Consider the following 24243-nt stretch of genomic DNA (forward strand, 5'->3'; position numbering starts at 1 on the left):
CCGGTAGGGTTTGAAGCCGTGATTGACCTGAAGTTCCTCCGCGAGAACCCCGACGCCGTCCGCGAGTCGCAGCGCACCCGTGGCGAAGATCCCGCCCTGGTCGACGCGCTGCTCGAGGCCGACGCGTCCCGTCGCGCCGCCGTTCTCGCCGGCGACAACCTGCGTGCCGAGCAGAAGGCGTTCGGGAAGAAGGTCGGTCAGGCGTCCCCGGAGGAGCGTCCGGCGCTGCTCGAGGGATCCAAGGAACTCGCGGCCAAGGTGAAGCAGGCCGAGGCCGAGCAGCACGAGGCGCAGGCCGCGCTCGACGCCGCGCACCGGGCGATCTCCAACGTCGTCCAGGACGGCGCCCCCGCCGGCGGTGAGGACGACTTCGTCACACTCGAGACGGTCGGGGAGATTCCGGCGTTCGACTTCGAACCCAAGGACCACCTCGAGCTGGGTGAGTCGCTGGGCCTGATCGACATGGAGCGCGGGGCCAAGGTCTCGGGCGCCCGCTTCTACTTCCTCACCGGCTTCGGCGCCATGCTGCAGCTGGGAATGCTGCAGCTGGCCGCGCAGAAGGCGATGGCCAACGGCTTCCAGATGATGATCCCGCCGGTGCTGGTGCGGCCGGAGATCATGGCGGGAACCGGGTTCCTTGGCGCCCACGCGGACGAGATCTACCACCTCGCCGACGACGACCTCTACCTCGTCGGCACGTCCGAGGTCCCGCTGGCCGGGTACCACTCGGGGGAGATCCTCGACCTCGCCGACGGCCCCAAGCGGTACGCCGGCTGGTCGACGTGCTTCCGCCGCGAGGCAGGCACTTACGGCAAGGACACCCGCGGCATCATCCGGGTGCATCAGTTCGACAAGGTGGAGATGTTCACCTACTGCAAGCCCGAGGACGCCGACGCCGAGCACCAGCGCCTGCTCGCGTGGGAGCGCGACATGCTCGCCGCCATCGACGTGCCGTACCGCGTGATCGACGTGGCCGGCGGCGACCTGGGGTCGTCGGCGGCTCGCAAGTTCGACTGCGAGGCCTGGGTGCCGACGCAGCAGGCGTACCGCGAGCTCACGTCGACGTCCAACTGCACGACGTTCCAGGCTCGTCGCCTCGGCGTGCGGTACCGCGACGAGAACGGGAAGCCGCAGACGGCCGCAACCCTCAACGGCACCCTCGCCACCACCCGGTGGATCGTCGCCATCCTGGAGAACCACCAGCAGTCCGACGGCACCGTGCGGGTGCCGGAGGCGCTCGTGCCGTTCGTCGGGACGGATGTTCTGAAACCGTGATGCGCTTTCCTGAGATTTTGGGAAGGCTACCCTTGCGCGAACGGCAGAATGATGTAACCCTTACCTAATCTCGTTGGTAAGGAGCTCCACATGTTCGTGTGCATCTGCAGGGCCGTGACGGAAGACGAAGTGCATGAGCACTGTGCCGCCGGGGCCGACAGCGCGGATGCGATCGGCGAGCGTTGCGGCGCCGGCTGGGGATGTGGAACCTGCGTAGATCGGTTGAAGGAGATTCTGGGCGAGCGGACGGTCGTCGGCAGCACGGCCGCGTGACGTAACTGCCTCACAACTGAATCCCGTGATTCGCCTCACAGGCGTATAGCCAGTGGTACGTTCGCCTCAACCGGGGCGAACGGAGAAGTCATGCGTGGCGACGACGAGATCATTGCTCTTCTCAACGAACAGTTGACCAGTGAGCTGACCGCGATCAACCAGTACTTCCTGCACTCGAAGATGCAAGCCAATTGGGGCTTCACGAAACTCGCGGACAAGACTCGCGCAGAGTCCATCGAAGAGATGACTCACGCCGAGATCCTCACCGACCGGATCCTGTTTCTCGAAGCGCTTCCGAACTATCAGAAGCTGCTGCCGCTGCGCATCGGGCAGGACCTGCGCGAGCAGTTCCACTCCGACCTCTCCATCGAAGTCGAGGTCGTCGAACGCTTGCGTCCGGGCATCCAGATGTGCCGCGAGAAGGGCGACGCCACGTCGGCGAAGCTGCTCGAGGGGATCCTCAAGGAAGAAGAGGATCACATCGACTACCTCGAGACGCAGATCGAGCTGATGGACAAGATGGGCGACCAGCTCTACATGGCCCAGCTCGTCGATCAACCGCCGACCGTCGGCTAGACCGGGCGACACCCGCCGCCGCCGGGTGAACGTACCTTTCGACGCCTCGGGCGCGCCGAAGGATACGTTCGCCCGCCGCGGTCAGAGCTTGGTGGACCGCAGTTCGTGCCCCTTGGACGTCTTGCAGCGCCCCGACTCGAGGTCCCACTGCCAGCCGTGCAGGTTGCAGGTGAGGTTGGTGCCGTCGACGACGCCGAACTTCGACAGGTCGGCCTTCAGGTGCGGGCAGCGGCGCTGGATCTCGTAACCACCGAGTTCGATCGACGCGGAGTCGTCGTGGGCCTCGGCGAACCAGCCGTCGGCGTACGCGATGCGCTCGTCGGTGAGGCACTTGAAGAACGTGTAGAGGAACTCGTTGTACCCGCCGACACGCCACGCCTCGAAGCGGGTGGACAGGAAGATGGTGTTCACCCAGTCGGGCTCGTCGTCGCGCAGCACCGTGCGCACCAGTTCGGGGGCGATGCGGAAGCCGTACCGGTACTTGCCGTCCTTCTCGCCGCGCGGGCGGACGGTGCGCGCCGGGAAGTCGAGGACGACGGTCTCGTCGCCCATCACCAGGCCGACGGGGTAGCCGATGCCGTCGCAGATCAGGTCGGACTGCTTCATGATCGGCTCGAACTTCGCCTTCAGCGCCTCGAGCAGCGGTTCCCCCTCGGCGGGTGCCCAGGTGGCCTTCTCGGCGGCGAGGACCGGCGCCATCCGCTGCGCCATGCTCTCGATGTACGCGGCCTTCTCGGAGAAGATCTTGTCGACCTCGGCGTCCGGGATCGGGTGCGTGAGCGTCAGCTCGCCGCCCTTCAGGTCCGCGGTGGACCCCGGGATCATGAGGATGCCGCCGTCGTTGCCGTGGATCCGCATCTGCTCGAGGAACGTGATCTGGTCGGGGAAGATGTTGCCCTCGTCGCCCCGGTCGTCGTTGAGGTAGCGCAGGGCGTCGTCGAGGAACACCGGCGGTCCGGCGGACGGCACCACCCACGTGGCCGCGACCTGCTCGATGTAGCTGCGGCAGCGGTCCATGCCGCGCTGACGCTTCTGCTTGCCGAAGTTGGCCTTCGTCTTGGTCGGAATGTCGTACACCATCGGGTACCAGATGGCCCCCGAGTACTGCAGCAGGTGGATGTCGATCTGGCCGAACTCGTCGTGCAGGACGTCCATGTCGACGGGCCGGGCGTCGTTCATGTTGAAACAGGTGGTCTCGCCGTCGGACACCACGAGACCCGAGTCGCCGATCGGACCGTCGGCGGGCGCACGCAGCGCGATGATCATGATGTCCAGGTCACCCTTGGGGCCGGTGACCGTGTGTTTGACGGAGTCCTCGGTCTCGAAGAACTTGTGGAAGCCCAGCGCCTCGAGCTCACGCCTGAGGTCCGGCACCGGATAGTCGGGGAGCAGCACCGTCGCGTCCTTGTCGACGTGCTTGGCCAGGTTCTCCGGGTCGAAGTGGTCCTTGTGCAGGTGCGAGACGTACAGGTAGTCGCAGTTGCCGAGGGTGTCCCAGTCGAGCTGGGTGTTGTCCGGGAACGGGAACCAGGACCCGAAGTACGCGGGGTTCACCCAGGGGTCGCACAGGATCGAGCCTGCCTCGGTCTGGATGTGGAATCCGGCGTGTCCGACGCTGGTGACCTGCACTGGTATGCCTCCTGGGAGCTGAGCGACTGTTCCAGGGTAGGCGTTCCCCCCAGGTGAGTGACAATGCGCGCTCCAGCACACCGTGCCACTCACGTGGGGTCAGGTCACTTCGCCCAGGCAATAACCGTCGGGTCCGATGGACAGCGTGATCTGCTTGGTGACGGTCACACCGGACACGTCGGTGACCGGAACGGACACGTCCAGGTAGTCGCCGCGGACGGGTGTGGCGGTCATCGCGTCGGCGGCGAACGCGGTGGTCCCGGCCAGGACGTCGGGGTCGAGCCGGAGCGGCGGCCGGCCACCCGCGCCCGTGCCCGCCGGATCCCACGGGCTCAGGCCGGGGCAGATCAGCGGGTAGGCGGTCTCGGTGTCCGCCCGGTTCACCGGCGCCCCGGACTCCCGCGACAGGAACCGGGTGACGGCGTATTCGGCGTCGGCGGGGGTGTAGAAGTCGACGGTCCCGGCGGGGTGGACGTGCGGGCAGGCGTAGCCGGACGCGATCTCGCTGCGTTTGACGGACACCGTGGTGCCGCCGCCCGTCCACGACACCGCGAACTGCCCGTCGACGCCGGGTTGCGCGAGCGCCCCGAGGATCGCGGCCGTGTCGGCGTACTGGTCGGCGGCCTGCGCGGCCGGCAGCGTCCAGCATTTCGCGGGGACGGCGGCGGGGCGGGTGACCAGGTCGGTGGCCCAGGCGCGGACGGCGTCCACCGCTGCGGGGTTGCCGGGCACCTCGCCGACGACCACCTGCGGCACGGGGGCCGGCGGCGCCGTGGTCGTGGGCTCGGCCGCGGAGGTGGGCGCGGACACGGTGTCGGCCGGGGGCTCCTCCGTCGGGATGCCGGACTGCGAATCGCACGCCACTCCCGCCCCGAGGATCACCGCGACGACCGGCGCGATGAGCGCCCTCCTACCCCTGACACCCATCTCCAGCGCGCCCTTTCTCTCGACTCCCCACCCAATGTCCGTCCCCGACGGCGGGCCAGATCGCGGATACCCGGCTACGCTAGCCGATTGTGGAACCCGTCTACCGAACCGTCATCGGCATCGCCCGCACCGTATTCACCCTCGAGGGGCTGAAGTTCACGGTCAAGGGTGATCAGCACATTCCGGCGACGGGTGGGGCGGTGATCGCGATCAATCACACCGGCTACATGGACTTCACCTACGCCGGACTTCCGGTCCGCAGCGTGAAGCGCTACGTGCGCTTCATGGCGAAGAAGGAAGTGTTCGACAACAAGATCTCGGGCCCGATCATGCGCGCGCTCAAGCACATTCCCGTCGACCGGTCGGCGGGTTCGGATTCGTACAAGGCGGCCGTCGACTTCCTGCGTCGCGGCGAGCTGGTGGGCGTCTACCCGGAGGCCACCATCAGCCGGAGCTTCGAGATCAAGGAATTCAAGTCGGGTGCCGCCCGCATGGCGATCGAGGCGAACGTGCCGATCGTCCCGATGGTCATCTGGGGTGCGCAGCGGGTGTGGACCAAGGGGTTCCCGAAGCGGCTGGGCCGCACGAACACTCCCATCTCGATCGCCGTCGGTGAGCCGATCCAGCCGTTCGAGCCCGCATCCGAGCTGACCGAGAAGCTGCACGCCACGATGACGGCGATGCTCGCCGACCTCCAGCAGGGGTACGAGCACCCGGCAGGCGAGTACTGGGTGCCTGCGCGTCTCGGCGGCAGCGCACCGACGCTCGACGAGGCGAACAAGATGGACGCCGCCGACGCCGAGGCGAAGGCGCAGTCCCGTCGGGCCAGGGAGACCGGTAGCTAGACGGTGGCGGTGGAGCCTGTCTATACGGCCGTCGAGTCGGCGGCCAAGGCGTTGTCCCTGTTCCAGGGGCTGAGGATGACCCGGGTCGGCCTGGACAACATCCCAGCCGAGGGCGGTGCGGTGCTCGCGGTCAATCACACCGGGTACCTGGATTTCGTCCAGTTGGCGCTGGCCGTCGGCGCGGTGGACCGCAAACTGCGGCTCATGGCCAAGGCCGAACTGGCGAACAACAAGGTGATGGCGTTCCTGATGCGCGGATGCGGCGTCATCCCCGTCGACCGGACCGCGGGAGCGGGCGCCTACCTCGCCGCGGTGGAGCGACTGCGCGAGGGCGAACTGGTGGGCGTGTACCCGGAGGCGACCATCAGCCGGAGCTTCGAGATCAAGGAACTGAAGTCGGGTGCGGCGCGCATGGCCCTCGACGCCGGGGTGCCGATCGTGCCCGTCATCGTGTGGGGTGCCCAGCGGATCGCCACGAAGGGCAGGCCGAAAAATCTTGGGCGGCATCGGTTCCCCGTGACCGTCGAGGTGGGACGGCCGATCGAGCCGCGCGAACCGGCGGACGCCCTCACCGAGACCCTGCACGCGGAGATGGACGCGATCCTGCGCCGGGTGCAGGACGGATTCGACCACCCGGCGGGCGCGGACTGGGTGCCCCGGCGCCTCGGCGGCAGCGCGCCCACCATCGAGGAGGCCGCCGAGATGGACCGCCGCGAGGCGGAGGAACGCCGGTCCCGGTAACGGCCGCCCGGCGGCGTCGCCGGCCCGGCAGGCAGAATGGCTGGGTGAGCCCAGACCGACCGAGCCTTGTAGCGTCCGATGTCGACGGCACCCTGATCGGGGAGGACGAGCGCATCAGCGCCCGCACCCGGGACGCCGTCGCGTCGGTCGTCGCGTCGGGGACACCCTTCGTGCTGGCCACCGGCAGGCCGCCGCGCTGGATCCATCCCGTGGTCGAGGGCCTCGGCTACGCGCCGCTCGCCGTCTGCGCGAACGGCGCCGTCATCTACGACAGTGACAGCGACCGCGTGCTCAGTGCCGCGACCCTCGACGTGGACACCCTCACCTGGTTGTCGGCGATCGCGCTCGACGTGCTGCCCGGTGCCGGGCTCGCGGCCGAGCGGGTCGGGGTCAGCGCCCACGACGCCGCGACACCGCAGTTCGTCAGTTCCCCCGGCTACCAGCACGCCTGGCTCAACCCCGACAACACCGAGATGTCCGAGAACGAGGTCGTCGCGGCCCCCGCGGTGAAGTTGCTGATCCGGGTGCCGGAAATGTCCAGTCAGGCGATGGTCGACGCGCTGGCGCCGCACATCGGGCGCCGCGCCGACGTCACGTTCTCCACCGACAACGGGCTGATCGAACTGTCGGCGGCGGGCATCACGAAGGCGTCCGGTCTCGCGCTGGTCGCGGAACGGCTCGGCGTGACGGCGTCGCAGATCGTGGCGTTCGGTGACATGCCCAACGACATTCCGATGCTGAACCTCGCGGGCCGCGGTGTCGCCGTCGAGAACGCCCACCCCGACGCCAAGGCCGCCGCCGACGAGGTGACGGCCACCAACTGGGACGACGGGGTCGCGAAAGTACTCGAGCGCTGGTGGTCCTGAGACCACCAGCGCCCGAGAGGGGGTAAATCCGGTCAGCCGGCCGGAACCGGTGCCGGCTCGACGGGAGAGGGCGCGGGAGCCGGTTCGGGCGCAGGCGCCGGTTCAGGAGCCGGCGCCGGTGCGGGCTCGGCGGGAGCCGGCGGAGTCTGTGCCGGGTCCGCGGGCGGTGCGACGGGGGCCGCGGCGTCGACCCGGGCGCCGTTCTTGTAGGCCTCCGCGTAGGTGTCGTTGTACGTCTTCAACACCTTGGTGACGATGCCGGTGAGCTCGTTGAAGATCAGCGAGCCGTTCTCGAAGTCGGTGCGCAGACCGCCCGGGATCGTGTACTCGTCACTGGTCGGCAGGCCCAGTTCGCCGTTGTCGGCCCCGAGGTTCTGCCACGTCTTGAAGATCTGGCCGAGGACCGCCCACACGCCGCCGTTGGGCGAGGTGAAGATGGCGCCGTTGGCGAACTCTGCGCCGGAGTTCCCGGCCTTGGCCTGCAGTAGTCCCGTGATGGCCTGGCCGAGCCTGCCGGTGTCGCCGCCTTCCGCGACCCACTTCTGGGCGACCGGCGATGGATCGGTGAGCCGCAGCAATTCGGTGACCAGGGCGGGGATCCCGGCGCCGAGGCTGCCGCTGGCATCCGTGCCCGGACCGCCGGACGGCGCCGGAGCCTCACCCGCAGGTGCATCCGAGGCCAGCGAGGCGTTGCCGCCGCCGCTCAGGTTGGCGGCCGCGATCTGCCGGATCTCGTCCATGTGCGAGTACGCCGCGTCGCCCGGGCAGGACGTGTTGCCGACGTCGCGGTGCGCGAAGATCACCGGGAGGTCGACGGCCTCACCCTCCGCGTACGGAGTGAACTCGGTGCCCTCGGAGTACATCGTCGTCTCACCGAGCGGGTCGAGCCCGGCCTTGCCGAGCTTCCAGCCGAGAAACTTGCCGACGGCGTCGAGCGTGGCCTGCGGCGGATCCTCGGACGAGAAGTCGCCCATCATCGCGACACCGGTGGTGTTCTCGTTGAACCCGCCCGCGTGTGCGCCCTGGACGGGACGGTCGAGACCGCCTGCGCGGCCCTCGAAGATCTGGCCGTATTTGTCGACCAGCGCGTTGTAGCCGATGTCGCACCAGCCGAGCGTCTGCGCGTGGTACGCGTAGATCGCCCGGACGATCTCGGCCGATTCGGCCTTCGAGTAGTCGTTGGCGCCCGCGGTGTGGTGCACGGTGGCACCGCCGATGAAGTCGTCGTAGTCGGGGTCCTGGCAGCGGATCGACTCGTCCGCGCCCCACTGCTGGCGGCTGATGACCTTCGGGCCGCCGCTGTCGAGCGGGCTCGCGATGTCGCTGAGTGTGGAGTCGCCGGGGCTGCTGCCCGGTTCGATCAGTACGGCGGTGACGTCGTCGGCGCCCGCGCGGGCAGGCTGCTGTCGCAGCGGCGTGTTGACGGCGGCGGGGGTGTACCCGAGCGGCGCGGCCCCGTCGGCGGCGGGCGCCGGTGCGGGAGCGGGGGCTTCGGGTGCCGGGGCGGGAGCGGGGACCGCGTCCGGTGCCGGTGTTCCTGCCTGCGCGGGTGCGGAGGTGGGGGTCAGGATCTGGATCGCCTTCGTCAGCCCGACGTAGACGGGTTCGGTGGCGACCTTGCCGTCCGACGCGGTCTTGTCGGTGCGGCGGGTGTCGATCATGTCGGGGGAGACCCACTGTCCCCACGTTCCGTCGGCCTGCAGCGCACGGACCTTCGACTCCGCGGACGCGAGGGTTTCGGACGTGAGCGCCACCATGCTGAACGGGGTGTCGCGGGACAGTTCCTTGACGATCGCGCCGGGCTGCTGATCGGCCGGGGGCAGGATCGCGGGGTCGGAGACGTCGCCCGGGGCGGGGATTTTCAGCGGGATCTGCAGGCTGGGGATCTGGATTCCGCCGGGGAGTTGCACGTTGCTGGGGATGTGGAGGTACGGCGGGATCTTCAGGTTCCGGAGGTCGCCGATGTTCACGTCCGGCAGGTTCAGCCCGGTCAGTTCCTTCAGCGGAATCACGATGTCCGGGATCTGCGACAGCACTACCTGCGCGATCTCGGTGGACACAACGGAGTTGGAGGTTTCGTTCGTGGATCGGACGTCCGAGGGTGCGCTACTGATGCCGTAGACCGCAACGGGACTTGCGACAGCCAGCGCGGCGACAGCCCCGAGGACGATCGAGGGCTTCGGTCGACGGTGCGGCAAGGGGGACTCTCCTCAGTTGTAGTTTCCTGCGAGCGACCTCGCGTGTCTGCAACTCGTGATGCTTGTGTGACGGAAGAGACTGTTGTTGCTAACTCCAATCACTCTTGCCACACTAGTCACACAGGTCCATAACGCTCAACCTTACATTGAGACTTTATCCCGAATTTCTCGGACCCGCTGAGACGAGGTGCACGCCCCGTCTCAGCGCTCGTTGTTCAGCGATGAGGAGTGCAGTGATGGCGAAGACCGAATTCGGGGTTCGTGCAGGTAGACCTGCCTGGACTCGCAGGAGGCGGTACATCGCGGGCCCTCCCGCCCGGCGCGGGTTCAGGGCCACACTTCTGCGCGCGTCGGCGCTCGGCATCGCACCCGTCCTCGTCGTCGGCGCCGTCACCGGCGTGGTCCTGCAGGTGCGCTCCTCCGGTCAGGACGTCCGGGAAACCGTCGCGTCCGACACGCCGTTCACGCTGTCCGGGCACGGCAACGGCCACGGCCGCGGGATGGGCCAGTGGGGCGCCTACGGATACGCGAAGGATCAGGGGTGGGCGGCCGAGCGCATCCTCGGCCACTACTACGGCGGCACCACGCTCGGCACCCTCGCCGACGCACAGATCAGCGTCCGGCTGCAGGCGCGCGACGACCAGCCGCTCGACGTCTACTCCGACGCCGGCGCGGTCGTCGCCGGCAAGCCCGTCGGACCGGGCGAGGCCGTCCACCTGACCCCGACCGCGGACGGCGGCGCCAACGTCGTCGTCACCCGCGGATGTGCAGGCGACGTCCTGTGGCAGGACGCCACCGACCACCCGTGGGTCGACCCGATCGACCTCGCCCCGGACCGTCCCGCGAACGAGCACCTCAAGCTGTGCGCCGGTGACACCCCCTACCGCGGTGCCCTCGGGGTCGCGCTCGACGGCGCCGCCGTGCGCACCGTCAACGTCGTCGACATGGACGACTACCTGCTGGGTGTGGTGCCTGCCGAGGCGAAGGCCGGCTGGGCCGACACCGGTGGGGCCGAGGCGCTTCGGGCGCAGGCCGTCGCGGCCCGCTCCTACGCCGCCGCCGAGAATCGGGAAGAGTACGCGAAGACCTGCGACACCCAGAGCTGCCAGGTCTACGGCGGTTCCTCGAAGGAGGACCCGCGGACCACGGATGCCGTCCGTTCCACCAAGGGCATGATCCTGACGAAGGACAACAAGCCCGTCGCTGCCGAATTCTCCTCGTCCACAGGCGGATACACCGCGGGTGGCGAGTTCCCGGCCGTCGAGGACCAGGGCGACACGGTGTCGCCGAACCACGACTGGGTGGTGACCCTCACCGCGGGCGACATCGCGTCCGCGTTCAACGTCGGCGAACTCGAATCGTTCGAGGTGGTCACGCGCAACAACTTCGGGGTCGACGGCGGACGCGTCACCGGTGTGAAGGTGGTCGGAACGTCGGGGACCGCCGAGGCGACCGGCGCCGAGGCGAGGGCGAAGCTGAAGCTCAAGTCCGACTGGTTCACGCTCGGTGACGGACTCGCGGTGCCGGCGCCGCCTGCCGTCCCCGGCGAACCCGATCCGTCCATCCTCGCTTCCGCGGGCGAGGACGAGGACACCGTCGGCACCACCGAGGGTTCGCCGATCGCCGAGAAGTACAAGGAACTCGGCGGCGTCAACAGCACACTCGGCGCGCCGATCGGTCCCGAGATGATGCTGCCGTCGGAGGCGGGCAAGTTCCGGATGTTCACCAATGGAACCATCATCTGGACGAAGAAACTGGGAGCGCAGGTGATCGACGCCAGCGTGCTCCGCGAGTGGCTCCCGACCGGCGGCAGCTAGGCCGAACACGCTAGACCGAAGACAGAGGAGCGGACCCCTCGAGCACGGCGAGCATCCCGTCGACGGACTCGGCCCAGCCGAAGTCCTCGGCCCGCCGCCGGGCCGACGCCCGGCGGGTGCGCGAGGGGATCTCGAGGATGCCGCTCACCGCTTCGGCGAACGCCGGACCCCGGTCCCGGGCCAGGGCGCCGCACCCGGGTGTGATGATCTCGGCGAGAGCCGACGACTGTGACGCGACCACCGGGGTGCCCGCCGCCAGCGACTCGAGCGCCGACAGGCAGAACGTCTCGTGCGGTCCGGGCGCCAGCGACACGTCCGCCGACGCGAACAGCGACGCCAGGCGGTCCTTGTCGCTGATGAACCCGGCGAAGTGCACGGGGAGCCCCCGGGCCCGGTACTGCAGCGCGTCGCGCCGGGGGCCGTCGCCCGCGATGACGAGCCGGGCGTCGTGCCCCTGCCGCCGCAACAACCGGACGGCGTCGATGCTCCGTTCCACCTGCTTCTCCACCGACAACCGGCCGCAGTGCAGAAGGAAGCGCTGCGCCGGATCGGCGAAGGAGTCTCGCATCACCTGGTCGTGTTTGCCGGGGTGGAACATCGCGAGGTCGACACCGAGCGGAACTCGGTGCAGGTTGGGGGCCCCGATCCGGGTGAACTCCTCGCTCGCGAAGTCCGTCGTGCAGACGACGGCGTCGTAGTTGCGCGCCATCCGGCGGTTCGCGACGTCGGCCCAGCCGCGGGCCACGCGCCGGGGAGCGAACTGGCCGAGCAGCCGGTCGAGGCGCTCGTGTGACACGACGACGCTGCGCACTCCGCGGGCGCGGGCCCAGCCCCCGAAACCGCGCAGCGTCAGCCGGTCGGATACCTCCAGGACGTCCGGTCCGAGACCGGTGACGACGTCGGCCACCCGGCGCGGATCGACGACGCGATAACCCCCGGTCCACGGGATGGTCGGGGCGGACCGGGTGATCCGCAGGACTCCGCTCGGCAACAGCTCCTCACAGTCGCGCTGACCTGGGACGACGAGGATCACCTCGTGTCCGCGTTCGACGTACCCGTGACCCCAGTTGTGGAGGGCGGTGCGGAGCCCACCCGACCGCGGTCCGTAGAAGTTCGCCAGCTGGACGATGCGCACCCGCTCATGAAGCGCGATCGCCGCGTCGGCGGGAACAACGAGGTCTGCAGAACCGGTGAATACAGGGAGAACTCCTCGTGCGTGCCGAAGGGGTCCCTGCACCCCTTGGCCGCGCACAGGTCGCGGAGTCGCTTACCCTGGTTCATCGTGACCGCTGCAACCCCAGAGACAACCGCCCCTGGCCGGTACGACCTCATCGTCGTCGGCTCCGGATTTTTCGGACTGACCGTCGCCGAGCGTGCAGCAACACAGCTGGGTAAGCGTGTGCTGGTGCTCGACCGCCGTCATCACCTGGGCGGAAACGCCTATTCGGAGGCCGAGCCCGAGACCGGCATCGAGATCCACAAGTACGGAGCGCACCTGTTCCACACCTCGAACAAGAGGGTGTGGGACTACGTCACCCAGTTCACCGAATTCACCAACTACCAGCACCGGGTGTTCGCGCTGCACAAGGGCCAGGCGTACCAGTTCCCGATGGGGCTGGGTCTGGTGTCGCAGTTCTTCGGGCGCTACTTCACCCCGGACGAGGCGCGGAAGCTGATCGCCGAACAGTCCTCCGAGATCGACTCCAAGGAGGCGTCGAACCTGGAGGAGAAGGCGATCTCCCTGATCGGCCGGCCGCTGTACGAGGCGTTCGTGCGCGACTACACCGCCAAGCAGTGGCAGACGGATCCGAAGAATCTGCCCGCGGGCAACATCACCCGCCTGCCGGTGCGGTACACGTTCGACAACCGGTACTTCAACGACACGTACGAGGGCCTGCCCGTCGACGGCTACACCGCGTGGCTCGAGAACATGGCGAAGGACCCGAAGATCGAGGTCCGGCTCGAGACCGACTGGTTCGACGTCCGCGACGACCTGCGCGCGGAGAGCCCCGGCGCCCCCGTCGTCTACACGGGCCCCCTCGACCGCTACTTCGACTACTCCGAGGGCGAGCTGGGCTGGCGCACCCTCGACTTCGAGACCGAGGTTCTCGAGACCGGTGACTTCCAGGGAACGCCGGTCATGAACTACAACGACGCCGACGTGCCCTTCACCCGGATCCACGAGTTCCGCCACTTCCACCCTGAGCGGGACTACCCCAAGGACAAGACGGTCATCATGCGGGAGTTCTCCCGGTTCGCGGAGAGCAAGGACGAGCCGTACTACCCGATCAACACCCCGGACGACCGCGCCATGCTCGCCGCCTACCGCGACCGCGCCAAGGAGGAGATGGCCGCGAACAAGGTCCTGTTCGGCGGCCGTCTCGGCACCTACCAGTACCTGGACATGCACATGGCGATCGCCAGCGCGCTGTCGATGTTCGACAACTCGCTGCGTCCGCATTTCGAATCCGGTGCGGACCTCGTGGGGGAGGCCGAATGAGCGCCCGGCATCTGCTCGAATCGGAGAAGGTCACCGAGGACGCGCCGCTTCTCGGCAAGTCGCTGCTGCAGCGGGTGATCCTGCCGCGCGCCGGTGAACCGCTGGACGTGCGCACCCTCTACCTGGAGGAAGCGAAGACCAACAGCCGCCGCGCGCATTCGCTGTCGCGGACGTCGCTGTCGGTCGGCGCCGAGTCGGAGGCGTCGTTCTGCACCTACTTCAACGCGTTCCCGGCCAGCTACTGGCGCCGGTGGAGCACGCTGAACTCCGTGGTGCTGCGGCTCGAACTGTCGGGACACTGCCGCATCGACGTGTACCGGTCGAAGGCCGACTCGTCGCGCATCCACGTCGAGGGCCGCGAGTTCCAGGACGGCGACGCCGCCCTGGAGTTCGAGATCGAGTTGGCGCCGTTCGAGGACGGCGGCTGGATCTGGTTCGACATCACCAGCGACACCGAGGTCGTGCTGGAGAGCGCAGGCTGGTATGCGCCGGTCGACGCCCCCGGTGAGGCCACCGTCGCCGTCGGCATCCCCACGTTCAACCGGCCCACCGACTGCGTCAAGGCGCTGACGGCGCTCGCGTCCGACGAACTCGTCATGGACGTCGTCAAGGCCGTCATCATCCCGGACCAGGGCACCCGCAAGGTCAAGGACGAGCCCGGCTTCACGGAGGCCGCGGAGGCACTCGGCGACCGGCTGGCCATGCACGACCAGGCGAACCTCGGCGGGTCCGGCGGCTACAGCCGCATCATGTACGAGGCGCTGAAGACCACCGACTGCCAGCACATCCTGTTCATGGACGACGACATCGAGATCGAGCCCGACTCGATCCTCCGCGCGTTGGCCATGTCCCGGTTCGCGAAGTCGCCGATGCTCGTCGGCGGGCAGATGCTGAACCTCCAGGAGCGCAGCCACCTGCACTCGATGGGCGAGGTCGTCGACCGCAGCATCTTCATGTGGACGGCCGCCCCGAACGTCGAGTACGACCACGACTTCTCCCGCTACCCGCTGAGCGACCGCGAGAACTCCCGCCTGCTGCACCGCCGCATCGACGTCGACTACAACGGCTGGTGGATGTGCATGATCCCGCGGCAGGCCGCCGAGGAACTCGGTCAGCCGCTGCCGCTGTTCATCAAATGGGACGACGCCGAATACGGCCTGCGCGCCCGCGCCGCCGGCTACCCGACCGTCACCATGCCCGGTGCCGCGATCTGGCACATGGCGTGGAGCGACAAGGACGACGCCATCGACTGGCAGGCGTACTTCCACCTGCGGAACCGTCTCGTCGTCGCGTCCCTGCACATGCCCGGCAACGGCCGCGGCCTCGTGATCAACACGGTCAAGGCCACGATCAAGCACCTGCTGTGCCTCGAATACTCGACGGTCGCGATCCAGAACCAGGCGATCGCCGACTTCCTGCAGGGCCCCGAGCACATCTTCGAACTGCTCCCCACCGCGCTCGGCAACGTCCACGCGATGCGCAAGGAGTACCCGGACGCCGTGGTCGTGCCGTCGTCGACGGACCTGCCGCTGCCCTCGGGCGCCGAGGTCGGCGCCGTCGGTGAGCCCCGCAACCCGCTCGCGAAGATCGTGCGACTCGGCAAGGGCCTCGTCCACAACGTCAAGCCGGCCCACGAGGAACACCACGAGCGTCCCCAGCTCAACGTGCCCACCCTCGACGCGCGGTGGTTCCTGCTGTCCCAGGTGGACGGTGTCACCGTCACGACCGCGGACGGCCGTGGAGTCGTCTACCGCAAGCGCAACCCCAAGCTCGCGCTCGCGCTGCTGAAGGAAGCGATCCGGCTGCGCCGCGAACTGGCCCAGCGATTCCCCGAACTCAAGCGCGAGTACCAGGACGCCGTTCCTGCCCTGACCAGCAAGGAGAGGTGGGAACGTGTCTTCGGCATCCAGTGAGATCCAGATCCTGCAGACCGTCCAGTCGACGATCGCGAGCCGTCCCGGGGTCGTCTCGACCGCACGGGGCATGTCCCACTTCGGTGAGCACGCCCTCGGATGGGTGGCCGTCGCCGGCATCGGCGCGGCACTCGACAAGCCCCGCCGCCGGCAGTGGGCGGGCGTCGCCGTCGGTGCCGTCGGCGCCCACGCGGCCTCGATCGTGATCAAACGCATCGTCCGCCGCCCGCGGCCGAACGACCCGTCGATCCAGGTCAACGTGTCGACGCCCAGCAAATTGAGCTTCCCGTCCTCGCATGCGACATCCACCACAGCGGCTGCCGTGCTGCTCGGCCGACTCACCGGGCTACCCTTGCCTGCGTTGTTGGTACCGCCGATGCTGCTTTCCCGGCTCGTTCTGGGAGTGCACTACCCGACCGATGTGCTCGCCGGATCTGCCCTGGGGGCCGCCTCCGCGGTCGCGGTGCTGAAGGCCGAGCAGAAGTTTGGAGAAAAATGAGCGAGGAACCGGCTGTCGTCACCGGACCCCCGACATCCCTGGCGGCTGGCATCGTCAAGGCCGTCCGCCCGCGTCAGTGGGTCAAGAACGTCCTGGTCCTCGCAGCTCCCGTCGCCGCGGGCACGGCGACGGAATCCGCCGTCCTGCTTCCCGTCGCGCTCGCCTTCGTGGTGTTCTGCATGGCAGCGTCCGGCATCTACCTCGTCAACGACGCGATGGACGTCGAAGCGGATCGTGCGCACCCCACCAAGCGATTCCGCCCCATCGCGGCCGGTGTGCTGCCCGTCAACCTGGCGTTCGCGATGGCCGTCGTGCTGCTCGGCGGCTCGATCGCCCTGTCGTTCCTCGCGAACTGGCAGCTGGCGGTCGTGATGGCCGTCTACATCGGCATCCAGCTGGCGTACTGCTTCGGCCTCAAACACCAGGCCGTCCTCGACATCTGCATCGTCTCGTCCGGGTTCCTGCTGCGCGCCATCGCCGGCGGTGTGGCCGCCGAGATCGCGCTGTCGCAGTGGTTCCTGCTCGTCATGGCATTCGGTTCGCTGTTCATGGCGGCCGGTAAGCGGTACGCCGAACTGCAGCTCGCCGAGCGCACCGGCGCGAAGATCCGCAAGTCCCTCGAGAACTACACCACCACGTACCTGCGGTTCGTCTGGACGCTGAGCGCCACCGCGGTCGTGCTCTGCTACGGGCTGTGGGCGTTTCAGCAGGACGACCTGAAGGGCACCAACTGGTACGCCATCTCCATGGTGCCGTTCACGATCGCGATCCTGCGGTACGCCGTGGACGTCGACGGCGGCGAGGCGGGGGAGCCCGAGGAGATCGCGCTGGGCGACCGCGTGCTCCAACTTCTCGCGATTGCCTGGATCGGAGTGGTGGGTGTCGCTGTCTACCTCGTCTGACTTGGTAGGCGACGCCGAGGAATCGGGCGCCGCCGCGGAGCGGACCACCGAACGCCACCGGAAGGCCATCCTCTCGAGGGTGGTCTTCCTGGGGGGTGTGGCCATCTCAGCTCTCCTGATGTTCTGGGGTGCGTGGGAACGGCGATGGATTGCCGACGACGGTCTGATCGTGCTGCGCACGGTCCGGAACCTGCTCGCGGGCAACGGTCCGGTCTTCAACTCGGGCGAGCGGGTCGAGGCCAACACCAGCACCGCGTGGACGTACATCGTCTACGCGTTCAGCTGGCTGTCCCAGGCCCGGCTCGAATACGTGGTTCTGACGATCGCGCTGATCCTGTCCACGGCGGCCATCGTGCTCGCCATGTTCGGCACCGCGCGGCTGTACCGCGGTGGATCCTTCGCCGGCGGCGGCACGCTGCTCCTGATGCCCGCCGGTGTGCTCGTCTACATCGCGGTGCCCCCGGCCCGCGACTTCGCGACGTCGGGCCTCGAAAGCTGCCTCGTCATCTTCTGGATCGCGCTGCTGTGGCTGCTGCTGGTCCGGTGGAGCCAGGCGGCCACCCCGTCCACGACGTCGGTGCTGACGCTCGCGTTCATCGCAGGCATGGGCCCGCTGGTGCGCCCCGAACTGGCGATCCTGGGTGTGCTGTCGCTGGCCATGATCTTCCTGGCGCCCGGCCTCTCGTGGGTGGTGCGGGTCGCGATGGTGTTCGTCGCCGGCATCGTCCCGGTGGGCTACCAGATCTGGCGCATGGGCTACTACGCCCTCCCGTACCCCAACACCGCGGTGTCGAAGGACGCAGGCGGCGCGAAGTGGTCGCAGGGTTTCGCCTACCTGTGGAACCTGCTCGGCCCGTACCTGCTGTGGCTGCCGCTGGTCTTCCTGTTCGCCGGCGTCGTGATCGCCTGGCGCGGCCGGGACAAGGACATCGAGCATGGTGTTCGTCACACCGAGGGGAGTCGGCTGACGCGCCTGCGCGGATGGCTGCGCACGCAGAATGCCGTCGTCGTCTTCGTCCTCGCGAGCGGCCTGATCCTCGGTCTGTACTCGTTGCGCGTCGGTGGCGACTTCATGCACGGCCGCGTTCTTCTTCCCGTTCTGTTCTGTTTCATCGTCCCCGTCGCGGTAATTCCGGTGCGAATTCCGGACCGCGCATCATGGGGTCGTAACAGGGAATCGTCGATTTTCCTGGCAATGGCTTTCCTGTGGGCCGGCACGGTCGTGTGGGCGTTTTTCGCCTCGAACACGACGGGAATGCCGGAAGGTGTCGTAATCGGACGTTCCGGAATTGTCGACGAACGCGCGTTCTACGTTCTCAACACCGGTCATGCGCACCCGATTCGTGCGGACGACTACCTCGACTACCCGCGGATGCGCGCCATGGTCCAGACCATCGCGGACACCCCCGACGGCGGCCTGTTGATCCCGTCCGCCGACTACACGTACTGGTTCGTCGTCCCACCGCCCCTTCCGATCCCGGAGGACGGCGCAGGCCACACCGTGTACTTCCTGAACCTCGGCATGACGAGCATGAACGTCGGTCTCGACGTGCGGGTGCTGGACCAGATGGGTCTGGCGTACCCGCTTGCGGCGCACACCGAGCGGCTGGACGACGGCCGTATCGGGCACGACAAAGCCCTCTACCCCGACTGGGTCGTGGTGGACACCGGAATGATCGACAAGCACCCCTGGATGCCCGGATTCCTCGACGAGGAATGGGTGACCGAGGCGCGGGTCGCGCTCACCTGTCCGGAGACGCAGGACCTGCTGACGTCGTACCGTTCGGAACTGACGTGGCCGCGTTTCAAACAGAATTTCAAGGATGCGCTGCATTTCGCGAGTTATCGATTCGAGCGCGTTCCCGCATATGAAATTCAGCGGTGCAATCTCGAGCCGCCGTTCCCGGAACCGGCCAAATAGGGCGTACCGGGCGGAGTCTGTGTCACCGGGGCGTCCCGGGCAGATCTCGATGTCGGAACATCAGATCTCGTTTGTGTAACGCTGGAACTGTCGGCGACGATGTACGTCGATGATGAGTCATCGTGACGGTGGTCTGGAAGTTCCCCGAAAAGCGCTCCGCGAGCGTTTGTCAGGGAAGTTCGTGTGACATACAGTCCACCAAGCGCAGTGTGACTTGGAAGAGGTCCGCTGCCGACCCGGCCTCGTGCCGCGGTCGGCAGGTCGCCTGTTCCCCGACGGAATCCGCCGGAGCCGCCCAGTTGGCGGAGTCCGCAGACGAAGAGAGTGAGCAGTATTCATGCGTTTTGCCAGACCGAGGTTGTCTCAGCGCCTCAAGCAGCGTGCGATGGCCATCGGTGCCGTCGCACTGGTACTGCCTGTAGGCGCAGGAATCGCTGGTGGAGCCGTTGCTGCAGCAGCACCGACGCATGCGGGGCCCGCCAAGACCGCGCCGGCCGGTGGCTACGAGGAACTGTGGGTTCCCTCTTCCATGGGACCGATCAAGGTCCAGGTCCAGTGGGCGGCCCGCGGCGGTAGCTCCGCGCTGTACCTGCTCGACGGACTCCGGGCCCGCAACGACCGCAACGCATGGAGTTTCGAGACCAACGCGTTCGACCAGTACCGCAACGACAACGTGACGCTCGTCATGCCTGTCGGCGGCGAGTCCAGCTTCTACTCGGACTGGTACTCGGCGAGTAACTTCAACGGTCAGCCCGTCACGTACAAGTGGGAGACGTTCCTGACCCAGGAACTGCCCGACTTCCTCGCCAATTACGGTGTCTCGCGCACCAACAACGCCGTCCTCGGCCTGTCGATGGGTGGCAGCGCCGCTCTGACGCTCGCCGCGTACCACCGCGACCAGTTCAAGTTCGCCGGTTCGCTGTCCGGCTACCTGAATATCTCGGCGCCCGGCATGCGTGAGGCGATCCGCGTCGCGATGCTCGACGCCGGCCGCTTCAACGTCGACTCGATGTGGGGCCCGCCGTGGAACCCGGCGTGGCTGCGCAACGACCCGTTCGTCTTCGCCCCACGGCTGCAGGGCCTGTCGATGTTCATCTCGGCCGCCAGCGGTCTGCCCGGTGAATTCGACCACCCGCGTGCGCCGATCGACTATTACAACACCGCGAACGGCATGGGCCTCGAGGCCCTCGCCCTGGCCAACACCCGCGCCTTCCAGGTGCGTCTGGCCAGCCTCGGTGTGCCGGCCACGTTCGACTTCCCCGCCAACGGCACGCACTCGTGGCCGTACTGGGGTTCGGAGCTGTGGAAGGCTCGCGGCCAGATCCTGGACACGCTCGGCGCCTGGTGATCTAGACGCCACCACGTTCGTGGCGAATGCCGCCCCGCCTCACCGGCGGGGCGGCGCTCGTGCGTTCTGAAGTGCACGGTCCCGGATCGGGCGGTGAGAGGAAAACCTCGGAATCCGTTGCCCCCGGGAGTGCACAACGGGTCCTTTTGTCAGTAAGGTGATCCCGTCGAGACGCCACCCGCGCAGCGAGCGCTGCGCGGGTGGCGTCTGTACGTGAGATTTTCACGAGAGTTATCAAGAGGTTGCCGCGGCCGCGGCGCGAGACGCATCAAGCGGAGGGAAGACGAGTTCATGCGAGTTGGGGGTTCGACGAGAACAAGCGGATGGGCCAGGCGTACCGCCGCCGCAATTGCTCTGGCGGTCGCACTGCCACTGGGCGTGACCATGGTGGGCGGCGGCGCAACCGCATCCGCAGCCTTCGACCCCGCAGCGCAGGACTTCTGGGTCGACTCCTCCATGGGTCCGATCAAGAGCCGCATCTGGCGGGCCGCTGACGGCAACACCAACCGTGTCGTCTACCTGCTCGACGGTCTGCGCGCGCAGGACGACCTGAGCGGCTGGGAAGTCAACACCGACGCGGGCCCGTTCCTCGCCTCGCAGAACATCAACGTCGTCCAGCCGGTCGGCGGGCAGTCCAGCTTCTACTCCGACTGGTTGTCGAACTCGAACCTCAACGGGCAGAAGACCCCGTACAAGTGGGAGACGTTCCTCACCGAGGAACTGCGTGACGCACTGGCGAACCGCCTCGGTTTCCAGTCCACCCGCAACGGCGTCATCGGCCTGTCGATGGGTGGCAGCGCCGCCCTGACGCTCGCCGCCTACCACCCGGAGCAGTTCAACTACGCGGGCTCGCTGTCCGGGTACCTGAACATCTCGGCGCCCGGCATGCGTGAGGCGATCCGCATCGCGATGCTCGACGCCGGCCGCTACAACGTCGACGCCATGTGGGGCCCGCCGTGGAACCCGGCGTGGCTGCGCAACGACCCGTTCGTCTTCGCGAACAAGCTTCGCGACAACAACACCCGCCTGTGGGTGTCGGCCGCCAACGGCATCCCCGCCCCCGGCGGAGCCGCACCGACCGGACCCATGGACGTGTTCAACGCGACCACCGGTGCGAGCCTCGAGGCGCTGTCGCTGGCGAACACCCGTGCCTTCCAGGTCAAGATGGCGACCCTCGGCGCGCAGAACGTCACCTACAGCTTCCCGCCGCGTGGCATCCACACGTGGCGCTACTGGCAGCAGCAGATCCACGATCTGGCAGGCGACCTCGGCAACACGATCGGGTAGCTCGGAAGTAACAATTGCACCAGCTGTAACAGCGCGGCACTCCCACTCGTCTGTCGTTTGCGTGTAGAAAGAACCGGAACGCGAGGCCGTGCTCCGTGTTGGCCTCGACGCGCAGAGAGAGAGTGAACGTCATGCGAGTAGGCCTGTTCAGGGCAGAACGTCAGCGTTCGTCGACCGGAAACGTTCGAAGGCGCGCGCTCGCCTCGCTTGCCGCTGTGCTCGTGGTGCCGGTGGCGGTCGGGTTCACCCAGACCGCCACCGTCTCGGCTGCGCCCGTCGCCGCGCAGGCTCCGGTGGCCACCCAGGCCCCGGGCGGCGCGACCATCCATCACGTCGACTGGCTCACCGACCGTCGCGTGGCGATCTGGATCAACTCTCCGTCGATGGGTGTGCCGATCCAGGTGCAGATGCTGCTGGCGCGGGACTGGAACTCGAAGCCGACGGAGAAGTTCCCGTCCGTCTACATGCTCGACGGACTCCGCGCGCAGGACAACGAAAACGGCTGGACACTCGAGACCGACGCCGAATCATTCTTCGCGGACAAGAACATCAACGTCGTCCTCCCGGTCGGCGGCCAGTCCAGCTTCTACTCCGACTGGGTGGCCCAGGACAACGGCCAGAACTACCAGTGGGAGACGTTCCTCACGAAGGAACTGCCCCCGATCCTCGAAAGCGACTGGCGCACCACGCAGACACGCGGCGTCGTCGGACTGTCGATGGGCGGCACGTCCGCGATGTTCCTCGCGGCCCGCAACCAGGGATTCTTCAAGTTCGCCGCGTCGCTGTCGGGCATGCTCACCACCACGGCGCTCGGCATGCCGCAGGCCGTCGCATACGCGATGAGCGACGCCGGCGGTTTCGACGCGGACGCGATGTGGGGTCCGCCGACCAGTTCAGCGTGGGAGGAACACGATCCGTACCTGCTGGCCGACAAGCTCAAGGGCGTCAGCCTGTACATCTCCAGCGGCAGCGGCACGACGGGCCCGTACGACCAGCCGTCCGGAATCCCCGGCGTCAGCACCAATTACGCGGGCATGGGGCTCGAGATCCTCTCGCGACTGACGTCCCAGACGTTCGCGACCAAACTCAACAAGCTGGGCATCCCCGCCCAGGTCAACTACCGGCCGTCCGGCACGCACTCGTGGCCGTACTGGCAATTCGAACTGCACCAGCTGTGGCCGCAGCTCGCGAGCGCCGTCGATGTCGAACCCGAGAAGCCGGTGTGCACCACCGGTGGGTCCATCGCCGGTGTCGCAGGCGCGAACCCGTGGATCGGCGACTGCCTGACCCCCGAGTACAGCCTCGCGGGCGGAACGGTCCAGGACTTCCGCAACGGCCGGATCTTCGCCAAGTCCGACACCGGCGCACAACCGGTGGCCGGCGCCATCGGCGGCGTCTACCAGGCGACCGGTGGTCCCGGCGGGCCGCTCGGCTACCCGACGACGCCCGAACTGGCCACCCCCGACGGGCGCGGCCGCTTCACCCACTTCGAGCACGGGTCCGTCTACTGGTCGCCGCAGACCGGGGCGCATGCCGTCCGCGGCGCGATTCGTGACGAGTGGGCACGTCAGGGCTGGGAGAGTGGGCCGCTCGGATACCCGGTGGCCGAGGAAGTTCCCACGCCCGGCAAGGACGGCGCGGTGCAGGGCTTCGAGATCGGCGCCATGTACTTCAGTCCCGCCAACGGAACCCACCGCGTGCAGGGAATGATCATGGGCAAGTACGCCGAACTCGGTTACGAGGGCGGCTGGCTCGGATTCCCGAAGACCAGCGAGATCCCCGTCAAGGACGGTGGCCGGTTCAACCAGTTCGAGGGCGGCAACATCTACTGGAGTCCGCTGTCGGGCGCCTGGGCCGTCGAGAACGGGCCGATCTTCGACGCCTGGAAGAGCGCAGGCTACGAGGGTGGCCGTCTCGGCTTCCCGATCAGCGACAAATTCGCCATTCCCGGTGGCGTCCAGCAGAACTTCCAGACCGGATTCGTCACAGTGATCGACAACAAGGCCGAGATTCACTGATGGCCGGACCGTACTAGAAATCTCACACGCAGCGGGCGGGGCCGGGTCCGGCGGACCAGGTTTCCGCCCGAACTGCGTCTGTACCCTGTCGAGAGACAACGACTTGGAAAGCAAGGACGGAAATAGATGCCGCAGCACTCACGTATCAGCACCACCTTCCGACGGTCGATCGCGGTAGGCGCGCTCGCCGTCGCAGCGAGCGGATTGTTGGTCGGGTGCGGTAGCGACGACTCCACGGCAACGTCCAACCCGTCCACCAGCGCGCCCACGACGTCCGCGGCCGCGTCCAGTTCCGCCGAGAGTTCGGCGTCCGCCGCGCCCAGCGCGAGCGCGTCCGCTTCGGCCTCCGCGCCGGTGACGAGCCCCGGCGAAGCTGCCACCGCACCGCCCGCGCAGCCCGAGGAAGTTCCGGGCGACTTCCCCGGCCCCAGCGAGGTTCCGGTCAGCGCCGACGGCCAGAAGTTCCTCGACGCGCTGAAGGCCAAGGGCATCGAGCCCGCCGCCGACGGCACCATGGCCGTCAGTACCGCCGACTTCATCTGCCAGGCCAAGGCCGAAGGAAAGAGCGACCCCGAGACGATGGTGTTCGTCACAGCGATGGTCGGCACCGAGGCGTCCGCTGCGGGGAAGGAACTGACCCAGGAGCAGGCGACGGCCAACGCCACGACCTACATGGACGTCGCCCACGCGACCTACTGCAAGTAGACG

The 24243-nt window shown here is 67.8% G+C and carries 20 protein-coding genes; 16 read left to right on the forward strand and 4 right to left on the reverse strand.

The window, feature by feature from the left end; all coding sequences use genetic code 11:
- The first annotated feature begins 18 nt into the window (after positions 1–18).
- From serS to bfr, 3 genes are all read left to right on the forward strand, one after another.
- Entirely contained in the window at positions 19–1275 is a 1257-nt protein-coding gene (serS, locus tag I1A62_RS29275) for a serine--tRNA ligase (protein ID WP_219455747.1), read from the forward strand.
- A gap of 90 nt (positions 1276–1365) precedes the next feature.
- Positions 1366–1548: a bacterioferritin-associated ferredoxin gene (locus I1A62_RS29280; protein ID WP_219455749.1), complete on the forward strand. Its 183-nt coding sequence runs from the start codon at positions 1366–1368 to the stop codon at positions 1546–1548.
- A 90-nt stretch (positions 1549–1638) separates the two neighbouring features.
- A complete protein-coding gene (gene bfr, locus I1A62_RS29285) occupies positions 1639–2124 on the forward strand; it encodes a bacterioferritin (protein ID WP_072938629.1) in 486 nt (161 codons plus the stop codon).
- Positions 2125–2205: 81 nt separating this feature from the next.
- Here bfr and I1A62_RS29290 read toward each other — a convergent pair whose 3' ends face one another.
- Together I1A62_RS29290 and I1A62_RS29295 are read right to left on the reverse strand one after the other, a co-directional pair.
- Positions 2206–3753, reverse strand: a complete 1548-nt coding sequence (locus I1A62_RS29290; protein ID WP_206007577.1) for a Rieske 2Fe-2S domain-containing protein — start codon at positions 3751–3753, stop codon at positions 2206–2208.
- Positions 3754–3852: 99 nt separating this feature from the next.
- On the reverse strand, positions 3853–4680 hold the full coding sequence (locus tag I1A62_RS29295) for a hypothetical protein (RefSeq protein WP_219455751.1): 828 nt from the start codon (positions 4678–4680) through the stop codon (positions 3853–3855).
- 89 nt (positions 4681–4769) lie between these two features.
- Between I1A62_RS29295 and I1A62_RS29300 the strand changes: the two genes are divergently transcribed.
- From I1A62_RS29300 to I1A62_RS29310, 3 genes are read left to right on the forward strand one after another with little or no spacing between them, the layout of a single operon-like run.
- Positions 4770–5525: a 1-acyl-sn-glycerol-3-phosphate acyltransferase gene (locus I1A62_RS29300; protein ID WP_124390707.1), complete on the forward strand. Its 756-nt coding sequence runs from the start codon at positions 4770–4772 to the stop codon at positions 5523–5525.
- 9 nt (positions 5526–5534) lie between these two features.
- Entirely contained in the window at positions 5535–6266 is a 732-nt protein-coding gene (locus tag I1A62_RS29305) for a 1-acyl-sn-glycerol-3-phosphate acyltransferase (RefSeq protein WP_219455753.1), read from the forward strand.
- A gap of 44 nt (positions 6267–6310) precedes the next feature.
- Complete coding sequence (locus I1A62_RS29310; protein ID WP_072938619.1) at positions 6311–7132, forward strand: Cof-type HAD-IIB family hydrolase; 822 nt, start codon at positions 6311–6313, stop codon at positions 7130–7132.
- A gap of 32 nt (positions 7133–7164) precedes the next feature.
- Here I1A62_RS29310 and I1A62_RS29315 read toward each other — a convergent pair whose 3' ends face one another.
- Entirely contained in the window at positions 7165–9330 is a 2166-nt protein-coding gene (locus I1A62_RS29315) for an N-acetylmuramoyl-L-alanine amidase (protein ID WP_219455755.1), read from the reverse strand.
- Between the two features lie 236 nt (positions 9331–9566).
- On the opposite strand from I1A62_RS29315, the gene I1A62_RS29320 reads away from it, so the two are divergent.
- On the forward strand, positions 9567–11147 hold the full coding sequence (locus I1A62_RS29320; RefSeq protein ID WP_124390704.1) for a SpoIID/LytB domain-containing protein: 1581 nt from the start codon (positions 9567–9569) through the stop codon (positions 11145–11147).
- A 10-nt stretch (positions 11148–11157) separates the two neighbouring features.
- On the opposite strand, the gene I1A62_RS29325 is transcribed toward I1A62_RS29320, so the two are convergent.
- Positions 11158–12282 (reverse strand): glycosyltransferase, encoded by a 1125-nt coding sequence (locus I1A62_RS29325; RefSeq protein WP_219455757.1) that lies wholly within the window; start codon positions 12280–12282, stop codon positions 11158–11160.
- Positions 12283–12429: 147 nt separating this feature from the next.
- Between I1A62_RS29325 and glf the strand changes: the two genes are divergently transcribed.
- The 9 genes from glf to I1A62_RS29370 all read left to right on the forward strand — a co-directional run bounded on the left by glf (position 12430) and on the right by I1A62_RS29370 (position 24240).
- Positions 12430–13647, forward strand: a complete 1218-nt coding sequence (gene glf / locus I1A62_RS29330) for a UDP-galactopyranose mutase (RefSeq protein ID WP_124390702.1) — start codon at positions 12430–12432, stop codon at positions 13645–13647.
- Complete coding sequence (locus I1A62_RS29335; protein WP_219455759.1) at positions 13644–15560, forward strand: glycosyltransferase; 1917 nt, start codon at positions 13644–13646, stop codon at positions 15558–15560. Before glf ends, I1A62_RS29335 begins: the two co-directional genes overlap by 4 nt.
- Positions 15541–16059: a phosphatase PAP2 family protein gene (locus I1A62_RS29340; RefSeq protein ID WP_012691118.1), complete on the forward strand. Its 519-nt coding sequence runs from the start codon at positions 15541–15543 to the stop codon at positions 16057–16059. The genes I1A62_RS29335 and I1A62_RS29340 overlap by 20 nt, the downstream gene beginning before the upstream one ends.
- Positions 16056–16961, forward strand: coding sequence for a decaprenyl-phosphate phosphoribosyltransferase (locus tag I1A62_RS29345; protein ID WP_072938605.1), 906 nt, complete (start codon positions 16056–16058; stop codon positions 16959–16961). The genes I1A62_RS29340 and I1A62_RS29345 overlap by 4 nt, the downstream gene beginning before the upstream one ends.
- Position 16962: 1 nt before the next feature.
- Positions 16963–18882, forward strand: a complete 1920-nt coding sequence (gene zomB, locus I1A62_RS29350; RefSeq protein WP_124390729.1) for a flagellar motor control protein ZomB — start codon at positions 16963–16965, stop codon at positions 18880–18882.
- Positions 18883–19219: 337 nt separating this feature from the next.
- Complete coding sequence (locus I1A62_RS29355; protein WP_124390700.1) at positions 19220–20230, forward strand: alpha/beta hydrolase family protein; 1011 nt, start codon at positions 19220–19222, stop codon at positions 20228–20230.
- A gap of 291 nt (positions 20231–20521) precedes the next feature.
- Positions 20522–21517, forward strand: a complete 996-nt coding sequence (locus tag I1A62_RS29360) for an alpha/beta hydrolase family protein (RefSeq protein WP_124390699.1) — start codon at positions 20522–20524, stop codon at positions 21515–21517.
- A gap of 131 nt (positions 21518–21648) precedes the next feature.
- On the forward strand, positions 21649–23535 hold the full coding sequence (locus tag I1A62_RS29365; RefSeq protein WP_124390698.1) for an alpha/beta hydrolase-fold protein: 1887 nt from the start codon (positions 21649–21651) through the stop codon (positions 23533–23535).
- A 126-nt stretch (positions 23536–23661) separates the two neighbouring features.
- A complete protein-coding gene (locus I1A62_RS29370) occupies positions 23662–24240 on the forward strand; it encodes a DUF732 domain-containing protein (RefSeq protein WP_124390697.1) in 579 nt (192 codons plus the stop codon).
- Positions 24241–24243 lie beyond the last annotated feature (3 nt).

Origin of the sequence: Rhodococcus sp. USK10, from assembly GCF_019378875.1 — a bacterium.
Lineage (GTDB): Bacteria > Actinomycetota > Actinomycetes > Mycobacteriales > Mycobacteriaceae > Rhodococcus_F > Rhodococcus_F pseudokoreensis.

Excerpts from the sequence above, each read along its gene's own strand:
- I1A62_RS29280 (WP_219455749.1), top strand. The coding sequence starts at position 1,366 with ATGTTCGTGTGCATCTGCAGGGCCGTGACGGAAGACGAAGTGCATGAG.
- bfr (WP_072938629.1), top strand. The coding sequence starts at position 1,639 with ATGCGTGGCGACGACGAGATCATTGCTCTTCTCAACGAACAGTTGACC.
- I1A62_RS29295 (WP_219455751.1), bottom strand. The coding sequence starts at position 4,680 with ATGGGTGTCAGGGGTAGGAGGGCGCTCATCGCGCCGGTCGTCGCGGTG.
- I1A62_RS29320 (WP_124390704.1), top strand. The coding sequence starts at position 9,567 with ATGGCGAAGACCGAATTCGGGGTTCGTGCAGGTAGACCTGCCTGGACT.
- I1A62_RS29335 (WP_219455759.1), top strand. The coding sequence starts at position 13,644 with ATGAGCGCCCGGCATCTGCTCGAATCGGAGAAGGTCACCGAGGACGCG.
- I1A62_RS29345 (WP_072938605.1), top strand. The coding sequence starts at position 16,056 with ATGAGCGAGGAACCGGCTGTCGTCACCGGACCCCCGACATCCCTGGCG.
- I1A62_RS29355 (WP_124390700.1), top strand. The coding sequence starts at position 19,220 with ATGCGTTTTGCCAGACCGAGGTTGTCTCAGCGCCTCAAGCAGCGTGCG.
- I1A62_RS29360 (WP_124390699.1), top strand. The coding sequence starts at position 20,522 with ATGCGAGTTGGGGGTTCGACGAGAACAAGCGGATGGGCCAGGCGTACC.
- I1A62_RS29365 (WP_124390698.1), top strand. The coding sequence starts at position 21,649 with ATGCGAGTAGGCCTGTTCAGGGCAGAACGTCAGCGTTCGTCGACCGGA.
- I1A62_RS29370 (WP_124390697.1), top strand. The coding sequence starts at position 23,662 with ATGCCGCAGCACTCACGTATCAGCACCACCTTCCGACGGTCGATCGCG.